The following is a 13,314-nucleotide window of genomic DNA, read 5'->3' as shown; positions in this document are numbered from 1 at the left end:
TGTGTTAAATTCTTTCTAACTCATCCGAATCAATGGTCGTTTTGAAAGTTCCGTAGTTCACAATCACCTTGTTTCTGGAGATTTTTTCAATCGTTCCTACACTGGTGCTTCCTGTAATACGAACGCGCTGCCCTACTTTCATCCAGATCGCACGGTCTGTTTTGCGTTGCTCTTCCAGTTTTTCATTGGTTTCTGCAATTTTTTCGATGACTTCCTCTTTTTTCAGCTGTTGAGTGATCTTTCTTTTAACCACCTGAAGGCGTTTGGATTCATCTTTGTCAGCTCCAATTTTTCTGAATTTTTCCTGTTCCAGAAGTTTTACAAAGTCTTTCACAACGTCCTTTCTGGATTTTCCTTTGGTATAGCTGTCTATGAAAGCCTCAATTTTGTTTCCAAACTGAAGTTTGCGATGTTCCTCTTCATACAGTTTCTGGAAATTGAAAAGCTTTTGCTGAAGCTGATCATTCAGTTTCTGAAGGTTATCACGCTTATCTTCTACAGATTCTTTTCTTTCGGCAAGATCAGATTTCAGTTTTTCAACTTCAAACTTTTCCTGTTGCAGTTTTACAATGGTTTTATCCAGATTCACAATATCATGCTCTACTTTTTTCTTCGCAGAATGGATAATAAATCTTGGAATTTTGTTCTTTTCCGCCACTTCAAAAGTAAAGGAACTTCCTGCTTGTCCTACTTCCAGCTTGTACATGGGTTCCAGCGTTTCCTCATTGAAAAGCATAGCCGCATTTTGGGCATTAGGAAGCTGCTCTATAACCAGTTTTATATTGGTGTAGTGAGTGGTAATAATGGCAAAACTCTTTTTGTCATAGAAAAACTCCATGAAGCTTTCCGCCAAAGCACCTCCCAATTCAGGATCAGAACCTGTTCCAAATTCATCAATCAGTAAGAGCGTGTCAGAATCTGCCTCACGGATAATTCCTGACATTTTCTTCAATCTTGATGAATAGGTGGATAAATGGTTTTCAATGGATTGATTATCACCGATATCGGTCATGATCTTCTCAAAGAAAAACATCTCAGATTTTGGATGAACAGGGACCAGAATACCACTTTGAATCATCAGCTGTAACAAACCAACAGTTTTCAACGTAATAGACTTTCCACCGGCATTCGGTCCGGAAATACATATAATTCTGTTATGTTCCGTTAAAGCAAGAGTTTGTGGATGAATGGTCTTATTCTCTACCTTATTTCTAAGCCATAATAAAGGGTGAAAGGCATCCTTCAGCCTTAAGGTCTTATGACGGTTAATTTTCGGAAGAACACCATTAATCTGGTCTGCAAACTTGGCTTTCGCTCTGGTGAGATCAAGGTCAAAAATATAGACCTGATACCTCCAAAGCTGAGGTTGAAACTCGGCCAGTTCAGCAGTCAGTTTTCTAAGAACTTTGTCAATTTCTTTTTTCTCCTCCTCTTCATTTTCACGAAGCTTGAAGTAATGCTTTACAACGCTGTCGGGCTGGATATACGTGATAGAACCAGTTTTTGAAATTCCTAAGGTTCGTCCCGGAACTCTTTTTTTAAATCCTGATTTTACAGCCAGAACCCTCTGATCGTCAATAATTGTTTCCCGGATATCATCCAAAAAGTCACTCTGTCCATACGTGGTAAGGGCGCGGTTGAAATTTTCCTGAATGGCTTTTTTGGCAAGTTGGATTTCTGTTCTCAAACCCTTTAAAGCTGGAGAAGCTTCACTTTTTACTTCTCCAAAACGGTTGAAAACTTTATCTACTTTCTCAATAATCTCTTTTCTGAATTCCAGTACCGAAGCTTCACCCATTAAAGTAGGGAAGGTTTCCGGCATAGAGGGAAAGAACTTTTGCAGTTTTCCGATCTGTTCCGTGATGGATTTGATTTTGATGAAAGCATTGTTTTCTAAGCGGTAATTTTCGATCAGCATCAGTTTCAGCTCACTTTCGATATCTTCATATTCATCAAACGGAATCGCATTTGAACTTTCAAAACTCGACAGATATTCTGACGTTTTTTTTAAAGAAAGTTCCGCCTCGTCTATATCCATTGGACGAAGTTGAAGAATTTTTTCTCTTGTTTTCGGAGAATACGCAAATGGGGAGATTTCCGCGAGCAATTGCGGAAACTCTAATTCGTCTAAATCTTCTTTATCTATATACACACTGCAAATTTAGTGAGAATTTTGATTATTCCGTATATTTGAGCGATTTACAAATACTATCCATGAAACAATTATTCATTATTCTCCTTTTTCTATCGGCAGGAGCCCAGGCTCAGGTTAAAAAACATGGAGGGAAAAAAATAGAAAAAAGAACGGTTCTCAGGAAAAATAAAAAATCTATAGTAAAGAATTTCAGAGATAAAGAAGAAAAGAGAATCATTGATCTCAGCCAGCAAAATGATGGTCCCAGAAAAGAAATCGTAAAAAAGAGCAGTGCTTCTAAAGTAGAATCATTTGATTATGAAGAAACACGTTCTTCGAGAACCCGACTTTATTTGTTTATCTAAAAAAATGTAGGTTGAGGAGATTGTAATCTACAGCTTTACACTACTATTAATACACAATCAGATGAAATTGGAAACACCGAGATTGATTTTAAAAGAAATTGATGAAAGCTTTACCGAGGATATTTTGCGGATTCGGGGCAATGAAGTGATCAATAAGTTTGTGCGAAGAAATTCACCCAAAAATAATTATGATGCACTTCAGTTTATCTTAACCATTAAAGAAAGAACTAAAAATAATCAAACAATCTATTTGGGAATTTCCTTGAAAGATCAGTGGAATCTTATCGGAACGATTTGTCTTTGGAATTTTTCTGAGGATCGGAAAACGGCAGAAGTCGGTTATGAATTGTTGCCCGAATATCACAGACAGGGAATAATGTCCGAAGCTTTGAAAGCGGTTTTAGATTACGGATTTAATGAATTGCATTTACATGAAATTGTAGGAATTACCCATAAATTTAATGAGAACTCGAAAGGGCTTCTATTAAAACATGATTTTATTTTGGAAGAAGGAAAAGAAGATGAAGGGTTTCCAGATAATATTATTTTCAGTTTAAAAAGATTGTCGGGTAATGATGAATACAAAAGCTAAGAGGTGTTTTTTATCTTTATCAGCGATTGGAATTTTATATGAAAAGTGAAGTAAAATCATTAACCGGTCTTCGTGGAGTGGTGGCACTATGGGTGGTCTGTTTTCATTTTTTTGCCCACTTGAAAAGTGATTTTCTTCTTAAAACAGTAGGAAACGGCTATCTTGCTGTTGATGTATTTTTTGTTTTGAGTGCTTTTCTGCTTACGGTTTCCTATTCCGAAAAATTCAGAATTTTGAATTCTAAAGGAGTTTTGAGTTTTTACAAGAAAAGAGTCAATCGTATTTATCCTGTTTATGGTATATCCATTGTTTTTATTATTCTTTTCATAGAAAAAAGCTCGTGGGCCGCATTTTTTATTAATGCCGGATTGGTACAGTGCTTTTTTAATCCTAATTATTTACTGAACGTCGTCTATTGGTCTTTAAGTACAGAATGGATCTGTTACTTGTTATTTCCACTCATGCTTTATCTGATAATACGATTGAAGATCCGTGGCGAAATCCTGATTATAGCAGGTTTGGTATTGAGAGTTATTTTACCGCATCTTCCTGAAATGTTTATTGGATCAGATATTCCTATGGAGATGGGAAAATCACAAAGATATCTGGATATTCCGTATGGTCTCAATTCATTAGCAAGAACAATTGCTTCGTATTTATTGGGGATTGGAATCGCCTTGTTGCCAAAGTTTAAAATAAAAGAAAATTTGCTGATCTATCTTTCGTTGGGTATTTCGTTGGCATTACTGTTATTTACGGTAAGAGGGCTGGTTTTTATTCCTTTATTATCTGCAATAATTATAAAACAGCTGTATACGGGGGAGAAAAATTATATTCAATTATTTTTGGGGAGTCCTATCATTCATTTTTTAGGCAATATTTCTTATTCATTATATATCATCCATTATATAATCAAGAAACAGAATATTGTTTTGTTCAGTTCTGAGAATTTGAATAGCTTGATTCTGATTGCTTTATCTATACTGCTGTCTTACCTCTCTTACGTTCTGATAGAAAGAAAACTGAAGATATTTAAAGTATAACTTGTGCTTTTGTTTGAATATTAATTATTTTTGCATCATGACCTGGACAGAAATTTTAGCACCTATAAAAAGCACCCAATACTTCAAAACCCTTTGGGAAAAAGTGAAAAATGAATATGCAACAACAAAAGTTTTTCCACCCAAAAATCAGATTTTCAGAGCATTGGAACTCACTGCTTTTGATGATATTGAAGTAGTAATTATTGGTCAGGATCCATATCATAATGATTTTCAGGCTAATGGGTTGTGTTTTTCTGTTTCTGAGCAGGTGACAGCACCTCCATCCCTTAAAAATATCTTTATTGAGCTGAAAGATGACCTTGGTATTGAAAGAACCTCTAAAGAACTTGATGACTGGGGAAAACAGGGTGTTCTATTGCTGAATGCTACTCTAACGGTTCGTGCTCATACTCCTAATTCACACAAAGATTTGGGATGGGAAAAATTAACCAATTTTATTATCAAAGAAATTTCTGATAAAAAAGAAAATGTAGTCTTTGTATTATGGGGAGCTTTTGCACAAAAAAAAGCCGAATTCATAGATCCGACTAAGCATTTTATCCTGAAATCTGCACATCCGTCACCATTCTCTGTGTATAGAGGATTCTTCGGAAGCAAACCTTTCTCCAAAATTAACGAGTATTTGGTTTCCAAAGGGAAGAAACCAATTTCGTGGTAGAATGGGAAGGTTTTACTGTGCTTTTTTGATGGTAATTCCGATTTTGTATTTTCCGTTTAAAGCTTTGGCCCCTTCTTGTTGTTGAGGATAAGGAGTTACTTCCTGCAATGTAATCATATATCCGTTAAAATTGGCCGACTGTCTGTAATCTCTTCCGGGATAATCTGTACTGGCAAGACTTAGTATAGTAGGTCTGGTAGAAGTTCCCATTACTTCAATCTGGGCAATAGCAGCACCAGCCATAATACAATTAACACCTTCTGGGCAGCGGTTGTCTTCAGAAATACCTTTAAAAGTTACATTCATCTGGTATTCTCTCAAAAATTTATTTTCACCCTCATTGAAGTAGATAAGGGAGCCTTTCTGATCAGGTAGATGGGTCTTTTTTGCAGATTGAGACATATCAATGGATTTTTTTGTATCCGCTTTAGCCTTCTTTTGGGCATTGCATCCCGTTAGTGCAAATATTGCAAGGCTAAGGATAATGGTTTTATGGAACATAGTTTCTTATATTTTTATTTAATGATACTAAACATATTCAATAATACTACCAAAAACATTGCCACACCTACTACAAAACTGAATCCTGTACTATAGATGAATCCTATTAAGGCTCCTTTGGTAGACTGAAGGGCTTTGTTCATATCTTTGCTGTCATGAAGCATTTCACCAATAAAGACTCCGGCAAACATTCCTATAAGAAAGCCTAAAGGAATAGGGATAAAAATACCGACAATGGTTCCTACGACAGATCCGATGCTTCCCCAGCGTGTTCCTCCGTACTTTCTATTCGTTTTAGCAGGAATTACATAGCTTAAAATAACAGATGCCAGAGTAAGAGCCCCAAAAGCCCAGATATAGATCATCGAAAGATCTGCATCTGTCCCGAATTTATATATCAGAAGCCCGCAAATACTCAGCAACAGACCTGGCAAAATAGGCAGGAACGTTCCCAATATTCCGATAAACAGCAGAATAAGGCAGAATATATTAATAATTGTTGTATCCATTCTTTACAAAAAAATATAATGCAATATATAAAAAGTGACCTTATAAAAAGCCACTCTGGAAATGGAGAAATAAAATTTTCTTTCCAATTTTCATTTCTGATGAAGTTTGAAAGGCCTTCCGCTGTTGGAAGAATTTTCATCAAATATTTTAAGAGGAATGCTTTTTGGGATGAAAATTGATTGTGAATAGTAAAATCATGATTCTTAATTTCATAAATTTGCTGTAATGAATGACCAGTTACAAGAAACCAAGAACTTTATACAGGAGCTGAGTGAACAGCTTTATATTTATATCACCAGGATTTCGCCGACTGGTTTGGATTGGGTTTTTCATATCATTGTAAAGCTCAGTCTACTTCTTGTCCTGTTTCTTGTGACGGATTTTATTTTTAAATTTTTGATCAATTCTGTTTTCAGATTATTTCATAACGAAGAAAAATTTCCGATACTTAAATCGGTGTATCAGTCCAGGATCACCAATTCTGTTGCTCATTTTGCCGCGTTGATTGTAGTGGGAGCTATACAAGGTTCTATTTTTCCCGAAAATGCATTACCAAAAACAACAATTTTTATTATCAGGTGTGTTAATTTAGGGTTGGTTCTTATTTTGGCTGGAATGCTTTACAGATCGCTGAGTGCGTTTAGAAATTATTTCAGTATAAAACAGGATTTTTATAAGATTATGGCTCTTAATGCCATTTCGGAAACGGTAAAAATATTGGGACTTTTTATCTTTACTGTTTTGGGAATTTGTGTGATTTTCGGAATTAAAGGAACGACCATTGTAGGAAGTTTAGGGGCGATAACTGCTGTTTTGGTACTCGTTTTCAGAGATACTATTTTAGGATTTGTCACCGGGCTTCATGTAGCGACTTCCAAAAACCTGAAAGTTGGCGATTGGGTAAGTATTCCAAAATATACAATTGAAGGAAATATCACAGAAATCAACCTTCTTACCACAAAAATTACCAATTTTGACAAAACGGTTTCCACCATTCCTACTTATGATCTGATGACAACGGAGATCAAAAATATGCAGGTTATGTCGGAATCCAATACCCGAAGAATCAAAAAATCTATCTATTTTAATATTAATTCCTTTAAATTTTTAACGGATGAAGATATTGAACGTTTAAAGGAAATCAACCTTATTTCAGAATATCTTGAGGAAAGAACTTCAGAGATTAAAAAAGAAAAAGAAAGCCTTGAACACAATGATATTGTTGTAAACGGAAGACAGCTTACCAATATTGGAGTATTCCGATATTATGCCCAAAAATATATAGAAAATGACCCGGATGTAGATAAAAACGGTACAAGAATGGTGCGTCAGCTGGATATTACTCCGCAAGGACTTCCTTTGGAGATTTATTGTTTTGCCAATGATTCGAAGTGGGAACGATTTGAGCAGATTCAGGCAGATATATTCGATCATCTGTTGGTTGCATCCAAAGAATTTGAACTTCAGGTAATGCAGGTAAGTGTTAAAGTATAGAGTAACTGGAGATCTAAAGAGGAAGCTGAAAATTTCAGCTTTTTTAAAATAAATTGTAATAAAACTATTAAATGATTATGAATGTAGAAGATTACACAAATACAGAGTCAGGATTGAGTTCCTGCTGTGTTTTTCCATCTTCTGACATCTCATATCTAACATCTTAAATATAAAATGACAAAACTAAGCGTAAACATTAATAAAATTGCGACGTTAAGAAATGCAAGAGGAGGTGAAACACCAAGTGTTACTGAAGCCGCTGTAAAAATTCAGGAATTTGGCGGACAGGGAATTACGATTCACCCAAGACCTGACGAAAGACATATCACGAGAAAAGATGTCTATGATCTGAAACCTTTGGTTACCACAGAATTTAATATCGAAGGAAATCCTCATCAAAGTTTTATTGATATGGTGTTGGACGTAAAACCTGAGCAGGTGACATTGGTTCCGGATGCAGACGATGCCATTACTTCAAACGCTGGTTGGGATACCAAAAAACATTTGGATTACCTTACAGAAATTATTTCAGAATTTAAAAAAGCAGGAATCCGTACTTCTGTCTTTTTAGATCCTATACCTGAGTTGGTAGAATATGCTGCTCAAACTGGTGCAGACAGAATAGAGCTTTATACAGAAGCTTATGCAAAGAATTATCTGAGCAATAAGGAAGCCGCAATAAAGCCTTATTTTGATACCGCTGTGGCTGCAGCCAATGCCGGACTGGGAATCAACGCCGGACACGATCTAAGCTTAGAAAACTTAAAATATTTTGCAGATACTATTCCTAATTTGTTGGAAGTATCAATTGGTCATGCTTTAGTTTCTGAAGCACTTTATATGGGGTTGGAAAATACAGTACAGGCCTATTTGAAGAGACTGGCAAAATGGTAATACATTAAGAAGCCGGAAATTAGATGAGAAGTTAGTAATAAAACTTCATGTTTAGCCCTTTATAGTATTTATAATGTAGGAACTATAAAGAACTTTATGGTCTAGTTTCCGTCTTCTCACATTTAATTGTAAGAAAAAATGGAAATCTTAAATTCAAAAATATTCGGCGAAAACTTAACCGTTACGCCACTTTTAGTATTCCACGGACTGTTTGGAATGCTTGACAATTGGGGAAGCTTTGGAAAAGATCTGGGAGAATATCTTCCCGTACATCTTATTGATCTCAGAAACCACGGAAGAAGTTTTCATTCCGACAGTATGTCTCACGATGATCTGGCAGATGATATTGCCCAATATATGGATCATTACGGAATTCAGAAAGCGCATGTTTTAGGACATTCTTTAGGGGGGAAAGCAGTAATGCAATTCGCAATAAAATATCCTGAAAGAGTTGAAAAACTGATTGTTGTAGACATTTCCCCAAAAGCTTATCCACCACATCATCAGGGAATTATAAAGGCTTTGGAAACTGTAGATTTTAATACTGTGGGTTCCAGAAACGAAGTAGAAGCTGTTTTAAGTCAATATATTCCTGAAAAATCTACCATTCAGTTTCTGGCAAAAAACCTGTATTGGGATGACAATAAAAAGCTGAACTGGAGATTCAATCTTAAAACGTTATCAGAAAAATATACAGAATTTGTTTCCAATGCTATAAAATTTGGAGTTTTTGAAGGCGATACATTATTTATAGCTGGTGAGAAATCCAATTATATTTTGCCACAGGATGAATTCGGTATCAAGCAGCAGTTTTCTAAAGCGAAAGTGGTTACCGTAAAAAATGCAGGACACTGGGTACAAGCTGAGAATCCTGTTGACTTCGCAGTGGTTGTTAAGCAATTTCTTGGTTTGGGTTAATTTTATTCTTTGATTTTTTATTTTATGTTAAAGTTTTCTTAAAATTTGCCTTTATTTCTCCATGAGTTGAATTTTTTTGTACTTTGGTTTTATCAAAAAGATAAAACTATTAACTTATGGAAAACAAGAATTCAAAGAAAAAGCCTTTTTTCGCAACATTCTTAGAAAAACAGATCAAAGATCCTGAAACAGTAAAAGGTGGAGGTACTGCTACTTCTCCTATTAAAGATCATATTATTACTACTTCACTTGAGGATACTGTTGTTACTACACAAATAAATGATAATGTAAACGTTACGCTGAAATATCCTTCAGATGGTGACGATCATGTTTTAGATGTATAAAAACAAAACAAAAGCAATCAAGTCAAAAAAATAAGAGTATGGAAAACAAGAATTCAAAGAAAAAGCCATTTTTTGCAACATTCCTGGAAAAGCAAATCAAAGATCCTGAAACCATCAAAGGAGGAACTTCCACTTCATTGCTTACCGATACTGTAACTTCACCTATCAGAGACCATATTACTACTGCGGCTCTTGAAGACAGTATTACCAGACCAAACAATGATAATGTGACGCTGAAATATCCTTCAGACGGTGATGACCATGTTTTGGAAGTAGAGTAGATGCTTGAAAAACGAATCAAATCATTATATCAAACCAAAAACTAAACATTATGAAAAACAAAGATTCAAAAAAGAAGCCGTTTTTCGCTTCATTTTTAGAGAAGCAGCTTAAAGATCCTGAAACGGTAAAAGGAGGTGGAGACATCACTCTTATTCAGCAGGATGTTATCACAAAACCTAAAGCGGATGATGTAACTTCTCCACAAATGGACATGATGCATACGCTAAAATATCCTTCAGATGGAGATGATGATTCTATAACGCTTCCATTGTAAGACTACATAGAATATAATAATTTTATAATAATTATAAGGGAAACTTAATGTTTAAGTTTCCCTTTTTAATACCACCGGCAAATGATTCTTTGCATTACCCATTCACAGGATTTTTATAATATCGATCTGTTTTTCGAATACCTTACTTCCCAAAATATACCTTATTTTAGACTGAATTCCGATCGCCTGAACCATCTGCAAAAGATCAGCGTGAATGAAGATTCATTTGAATTAACAGATGAATCAGGAAATACGGTTCATTCTGACAATATCAAAGGGGTATGGCACAGAAAAGCATGGAAGATCAATACTCCGGAAGAACTTGACGAAGATTATGAAAAGATTTTTCTGGGAGAGTATGGAAGCCTTCGATACAACTTTATGACAGTTTTAGAAGATGTTCCGTGGATCAACCCTTATGAAAACGAAAAAAAAGTGGATGGAAACAAAATGTTTCAGCTGAAGATAGCACAGAAAAATAATCTCACAGTTCCCAAAACCATTTTTTCCAACGATGAAAAGAAAATAACCTCCTTTTTTCATCAATACTGCCAGGGAAAGGCAATCGCCAAACTTCACGGTACAGTAGCAAAAACAATGACGGGAGAAAACCTGATCTCTACAACAATTATTGAGGAAGATTCTCTGGAGCATCTTTCAGATATTGCGTACTGTCCAATGATTTTTCAACCTTATATTGATAAAGAATATGAACTGAGAATCGTTTACGTAGACGGCGATTTCTTCGTAGGAAAAATCAATAACAGTGAAAACCCGGACTGGAGAGTAGCTCATGCGGATCATTTCTGGTCTGCTTACGAATTGCCTGAGAATATTAAAGAAAATCTTACCGCAATGATGAAAGAAATGGGACTTTATATAGGTGCCATTGATATGATCAGAGGGAAAGATGGAAGCTATCACTTCCTGGAAGTAAACCCGCAGGGAGAATGGGGAATGCTGCAAAAAGAATTAGGCTTTCCCATTGCAGAAAAAATTGCCGACAACCTTATCAAAAGAATAAATTCCCATGAATAAAATTTTAATTATTACCCATACTGCCGATAATTTTTCAATAGAAAAAGTAACAGAATATATCGGAAAAAACAACTGTGAAGTTATCCGTTTTGATGTAGACGTATATCCTTTACACAATAAACTTTCCACTGTTTTTCAGGATGGAGAATGGATCAGTATCCTTGAAACTCCTGAGGCAAAACACCGCCTGGATGATATTTCAGCCATTTGGTACAGAAGAGCTTACAATATCGGAAAAGGATTAAAAGAAGAAATGGATAATAAGTTTTACGGAGCAGCCATGGGGGAGATCCGAAATACTCTTTTCGGATTCTTTGAATCTGTTGATGCTTATTCTTTAGGAAAACCAAGTGTTTACAGAAGATTGGACAGTAAAGAAGAGCAATTGAAGATTGCTGACAAAATAGGGCTTACCATTCCAGATACCTGCCTTACCAACAACCCTGATGAAGCAAGAAAATTCATCCTGAAACATCAGAATGTGGTGGCTAAAATGCAGACCGGTTTTGCTATTTACGAAGATGGAGTAGAGAATGTAGTATTTACAAACGTGGTAAGCGAAGACAAACTGGAAGAACTGGATTCACTGTTATATTGCCCGATGCAGTTCCAGAGAATGATTCAGAAAAAGAAAGAACTTCGTATTACGATTGTCGGAAGAGATGTTTATGCTTTCGAAATCGATTCTCAGCAATCGGAAGATGCTAAAATAGACTGGAGAAAAGACGGTGTCAACCTGCTTGATAAATGGACCCGGACAGAACTTCCAAGAGATGTGGAAGAAAAACTTCTGGAACTTCTGGACGTATACAATGTAGATTATGGTGCAATAGACATGATTGTTTCTCCGGAAGACGAATATTACTTCATTGAGATCAACGCAGCAGGAGAGTTCTTCTGGCTGGATAATCTTACAGAAGAAAACCTTATTTCTAAAAGTATTGCAGACCTACTTTGCGATAAAGCTCCAAGAAGAAATAATGAGGTGATGGCTTAAAAAAAATATAATCCTTTTTATACTATAAAAATCCTTAAATGATTTAAAAAATAAATCGTTTAAGGATTTTGTATTATTGTGGTTTAATTTTAAATGAATTTTGGTGAATGAATTATTTATTTAAATTTACATCCATAAATTATAATACGGTATATGATCAAATCTTTCCTCTTAATATTTCTTATATTTTCAACCAGTGCATATTCTCAAACCATTGATGACAGTGCTTGCTGGGAATATTTCAAGATCACTGAAAATCTGAAAAAAGACCAGCCATTAGATCAACAGACCTGGAAAAATTTTCTAAAAAATAAAGCCATACAGGTTTATCTAAAAGATCAGGGCGTAGATAGTACTTATCTGGAAAACTACCGAAAAATAATGGAGGTGGTTTACATGCCTAAAAACAACAGCAAATTACAGCAAAGATTGAAAGAGCCTACCAACAATTGGTGGACTTATATCGTAAACCAGTATAAGGAGAACGAAGATAAAATGAAAACGTACCTCAATACTTTGAAGAATAATCCTAAAGATTACCTTGCTTCGTGCTATCAGTACACCTATACTATGCTGCCTAAAAAAAATCATACCACCGCTCCTGAGTACAAAATAACCATTATACCAATTCATAATGATGCTCATGTTGAAAACGGATGGCTCATTTATACCCTTATGGCAGCTTACTTTAATGATTATAACAAACCTGGAACACTGGGTGGTCATGAATTTCATCATATCCTCAGACCACGCATGGATTTCGATGTAGAAAAAGAAGACGCTGTGATTGTCAGTTTGCTGCAGAGAATTCTAAACGAAGGTTCTGCTGACCTTATTGATAAAAGATATCAGGGTGAAGACGCTGTAAAACTTCTGGAATTCCAACGTGGTTATCCCGAAAGTTTTATAACCGATGGTTACAAGACCATAAAGCATATTGATTCCCTTCTATCCATAAAATCTTTGGATAGGTCAACCCTGAAACTTAATAAACTTTTCAACAGCTGGAATACCAGCGGACATATTCCAGGGTATTATATGGCAGATATTATTGAAAAAGGGGGCTATAAAAAACAGCTTGTCAAACATATTGAAGACCCCTTCCAATTCGTTTATCTATACAACAAAGCATCCCAAAAAGTAAAAGGAGCTTACATCCTGTCGGAGCCTACAATGGATCTCATTGAAAACCTGAATCAGAAATACAAAGGCAAATCCAGAATCATACAACATCAGTAATGAAAATAAA

16 protein-coding genes are annotated in these 13,314 nt (G+C 35.5%); 13 read left to right on the top strand and 3 right to left on the bottom strand.

From position 1 onward, the window contains the following. Nucleotides 1–4: 4 nt before the first annotated feature. A complete protein-coding gene (locus tag ACL9RH_RS11320; protein WP_422693471.1) occupies nt 5–2,152 on the bottom strand; it encodes an endonuclease MutS2 in 2,148 nt (715 codons plus the stop codon). A gap of 62 nt (nt 2,153–2,214) precedes the next feature. On the opposite strand from ACL9RH_RS11320, the gene ACL9RH_RS11315 reads away from it, so the two are divergent. The 4 genes from ACL9RH_RS11315 to ACL9RH_RS11300 all read left to right on the top strand — a co-directional run bounded on the left by ACL9RH_RS11315 (nt 2,215) and on the right by ACL9RH_RS11300 (nt 4,813). Beyond that, the gene (locus ACL9RH_RS11315) at nt 2,215–2,499 is read left to right on the top strand and encodes a hypothetical protein (protein WP_422693470.1); all 285 of its coding nucleotides are present in this window, start codon (nt 2,215–2,217) and stop codon (nt 2,497–2,499) included. 61 nt (nt 2,500–2,560) lie between these two features. Next, on the top strand, nt 2,561–3,091 hold the full coding sequence (locus ACL9RH_RS11310; RefSeq protein WP_422693469.1) for a GNAT family N-acetyltransferase: 531 nt from the start codon (nt 2,561–2,563) through the stop codon (nt 3,089–3,091). 38 nt (nt 3,092–3,129) lie between these two features. Beyond that, complete coding sequence (locus ACL9RH_RS11305; RefSeq protein WP_422693468.1) at nt 3,130–4,134, top strand: acyltransferase family protein; 1,005 nt, start codon at nt 3,130–3,132, stop codon at nt 4,132–4,134. Nucleotides 4,135–4,171: 37 nt separating this feature from the next. Further along, the gene (locus tag ACL9RH_RS11300) at nt 4,172–4,813 is read left to right on the top strand and encodes a uracil-DNA glycosylase (protein WP_422693467.1); all 642 of its coding nucleotides are present in this window, start codon (nt 4,172–4,174) and stop codon (nt 4,811–4,813) included. A gap of 12 nt (nt 4,814–4,825) precedes the next feature. Here ACL9RH_RS11300 and ACL9RH_RS11295 read toward each other — a convergent pair whose 3' ends face one another. Together ACL9RH_RS11295 and ACL9RH_RS11290 are read right to left on the bottom strand one after the other, a co-directional pair. Then, nucleotides 4,826–5,314 carry a hypothetical protein gene (locus ACL9RH_RS11295; protein ID WP_422693466.1) on the bottom strand — a complete coding sequence of 163 codons (489 nt, stop codon included), beginning with the start codon at nt 5,312–5,314 and terminating at the stop codon, nt 4,826–4,828. 14 nt (nt 5,315–5,328) lie between these two features. Continuing rightward, complete coding sequence (locus tag ACL9RH_RS11290; protein ID WP_422693465.1) at nt 5,329–5,823, bottom strand: DUF456 domain-containing protein; 495 nt, start codon at nt 5,821–5,823, stop codon at nt 5,329–5,331. A 226-nt stretch (nt 5,824–6,049) separates the two neighbouring features. Here ACL9RH_RS11290 and ACL9RH_RS11285 point away from each other — a divergent pair, with 226 nt between their 5' ends. The 9 genes from ACL9RH_RS11285 to ACL9RH_RS11245 all read left to right on the top strand — a co-directional run bounded on the left by ACL9RH_RS11285 (nt 6,050) and on the right by ACL9RH_RS11245 (nt 13,304). Next, complete coding sequence (locus ACL9RH_RS11285; protein WP_422693464.1) at nt 6,050–7,318, top strand: mechanosensitive ion channel family protein; 1,269 nt, start codon at nt 6,050–6,052, stop codon at nt 7,316–7,318. 174 nt (nt 7,319–7,492) lie between these two features. Next, the gene (locus ACL9RH_RS11280; RefSeq protein ID WP_422693463.1) at nt 7,493–8,212 is read left to right on the top strand and encodes a pyridoxine 5'-phosphate synthase; all 720 of its coding nucleotides are present in this window, start codon (nt 7,493–7,495) and stop codon (nt 8,210–8,212) included. 138 nt (nt 8,213–8,350) lie between these two features. Then, entirely contained in the window at nt 8,351–9,130 is a 780-nt protein-coding gene (locus tag ACL9RH_RS11275) for an alpha/beta fold hydrolase (RefSeq protein ID WP_422693462.1), read from the top strand. 116 nt (nt 9,131–9,246) lie between these two features. After that, entirely contained in the window at nt 9,247–9,474 is a 228-nt protein-coding gene (locus ACL9RH_RS11270; protein ID WP_422693461.1) for a microviridin/marinostatin family tricyclic proteinase inhibitor, read from the top strand. A gap of 38 nt (nt 9,475–9,512) precedes the next feature. Beyond that, nucleotides 9,513–9,755 (top strand): microviridin/marinostatin family tricyclic proteinase inhibitor, encoded by a 243-nt coding sequence (locus ACL9RH_RS11265; protein ID WP_422693460.1) that lies wholly within the window; start codon nt 9,513–9,515, stop codon nt 9,753–9,755. 50 nt (nt 9,756–9,805) lie between these two features. Continuing rightward, on the top strand, nt 9,806–10,030 hold the full coding sequence (locus ACL9RH_RS11260; RefSeq protein WP_422693459.1) for a microviridin/marinostatin family tricyclic proteinase inhibitor: 225 nt from the start codon (nt 9,806–9,808) through the stop codon (nt 10,028–10,030). An 81-nt stretch (nt 10,031–10,111) separates the two neighbouring features. Next, nucleotides 10,112–11,068 carry an MvdC/MvdD family ATP grasp protein gene (locus ACL9RH_RS11255; RefSeq protein ID WP_422693458.1) on the top strand — a complete coding sequence of 319 codons (957 nt, stop codon included), beginning with the start codon at nt 10,112–10,114 and terminating at the stop codon, nt 11,066–11,068. After that, nucleotides 11,061–12,065: an MvdD family ATP-grasp ribosomal peptide maturase gene (locus ACL9RH_RS11250; protein ID WP_422693457.1), complete on the top strand. Its 1,005-nt coding sequence runs from the start codon at nt 11,061–11,063 to the stop codon at nt 12,063–12,065. The genes ACL9RH_RS11255 and ACL9RH_RS11250 overlap by 8 nt, the downstream gene beginning before the upstream one ends. A gap of 153 nt (nt 12,066–12,218) precedes the next feature. Beyond that, entirely contained in the window at nt 12,219–13,304 is a 1,086-nt protein-coding gene (locus tag ACL9RH_RS11245) for a DUF5700 domain-containing putative Zn-dependent protease (protein ID WP_422693456.1), read from the top strand. Nucleotides 13,305–13,314 lie beyond the last annotated feature (10 nt).

The organism is Chryseobacterium sp. Mn2064, assembly GCF_049319685.1.
In the GTDB taxonomy this organism is placed as follows: domain Bacteria; phylum Bacteroidota; class Bacteroidia; order Flavobacteriales; family Weeksellaceae; genus Chryseobacterium.
The sequence above is the reverse complement of the archived record's forward strand: the minus strand, read 5'-3'. Positions and strand labels throughout refer to the sequence as shown.

Excerpts from the sequence above, each read along its gene's own strand:
- ACL9RH_RS11255 (WP_422693458.1), top strand. The coding sequence starts at position 10,112 with ATGATTCTTTGCATTACCCATTCACAGGATTTTTATAATATCGATCTG.
- ACL9RH_RS11270 (WP_422693461.1), top strand. The coding sequence starts at position 9,247 with ATGGAAAACAAGAATTCAAAGAAAAAGCCTTTTTTCGCAACATTCTTA.
- ACL9RH_RS11275 (WP_422693462.1), top strand. The coding sequence starts at position 8,351 with ATGGAAATCTTAAATTCAAAAATATTCGGCGAAAACTTAACCGTTACG.
- ACL9RH_RS11290 (WP_422693465.1), bottom strand. The coding sequence starts at position 5,823 with ATGGATACAACAATTATTAATATATTCTGCCTTATTCTGCTGTTTATC.
- ACL9RH_RS11260 (WP_422693459.1), top strand. The coding sequence starts at position 9,806 with ATGAAAAACAAAGATTCAAAAAAGAAGCCGTTTTTCGCTTCATTTTTA.
- ACL9RH_RS11300 (WP_422693467.1), top strand. The coding sequence starts at position 4,172 with ATGACCTGGACAGAAATTTTAGCACCTATAAAAAGCACCCAATACTTC.
- ACL9RH_RS11295 (WP_422693466.1), bottom strand. The coding sequence starts at position 5,314 with ATGTTCCATAAAACCATTATCCTTAGCCTTGCAATATTTGCACTAACG.
- ACL9RH_RS11315 (WP_422693470.1), top strand. The coding sequence starts at position 2,215 with ATGAAACAATTATTCATTATTCTCCTTTTTCTATCGGCAGGAGCCCAG.
- ACL9RH_RS11250 (WP_422693457.1), top strand. The coding sequence starts at position 11,061 with ATGAATAAAATTTTAATTATTACCCATACTGCCGATAATTTTTCAATA.
- ACL9RH_RS11280 (WP_422693463.1), top strand. The coding sequence starts at position 7,493 with ATGACAAAACTAAGCGTAAACATTAATAAAATTGCGACGTTAAGAAAT.
- ACL9RH_RS11285 (WP_422693464.1), top strand. The coding sequence starts at position 6,050 with ATGAATGACCAGTTACAAGAAACCAAGAACTTTATACAGGAGCTGAGT.
- ACL9RH_RS11310 (WP_422693469.1), top strand. The coding sequence starts at position 2,561 with ATGAAATTGGAAACACCGAGATTGATTTTAAAAGAAATTGATGAAAGC.
- ACL9RH_RS11305 (WP_422693468.1), top strand. The coding sequence starts at position 3,130 with ATGAAAAGTGAAGTAAAATCATTAACCGGTCTTCGTGGAGTGGTGGCA.
- ACL9RH_RS11265 (WP_422693460.1), top strand. The coding sequence starts at position 9,513 with ATGGAAAACAAGAATTCAAAGAAAAAGCCATTTTTTGCAACATTCCTG.
- ACL9RH_RS11245 (WP_422693456.1), top strand. The coding sequence starts at position 12,219 with ATGATCAAATCTTTCCTCTTAATATTTCTTATATTTTCAACCAGTGCA.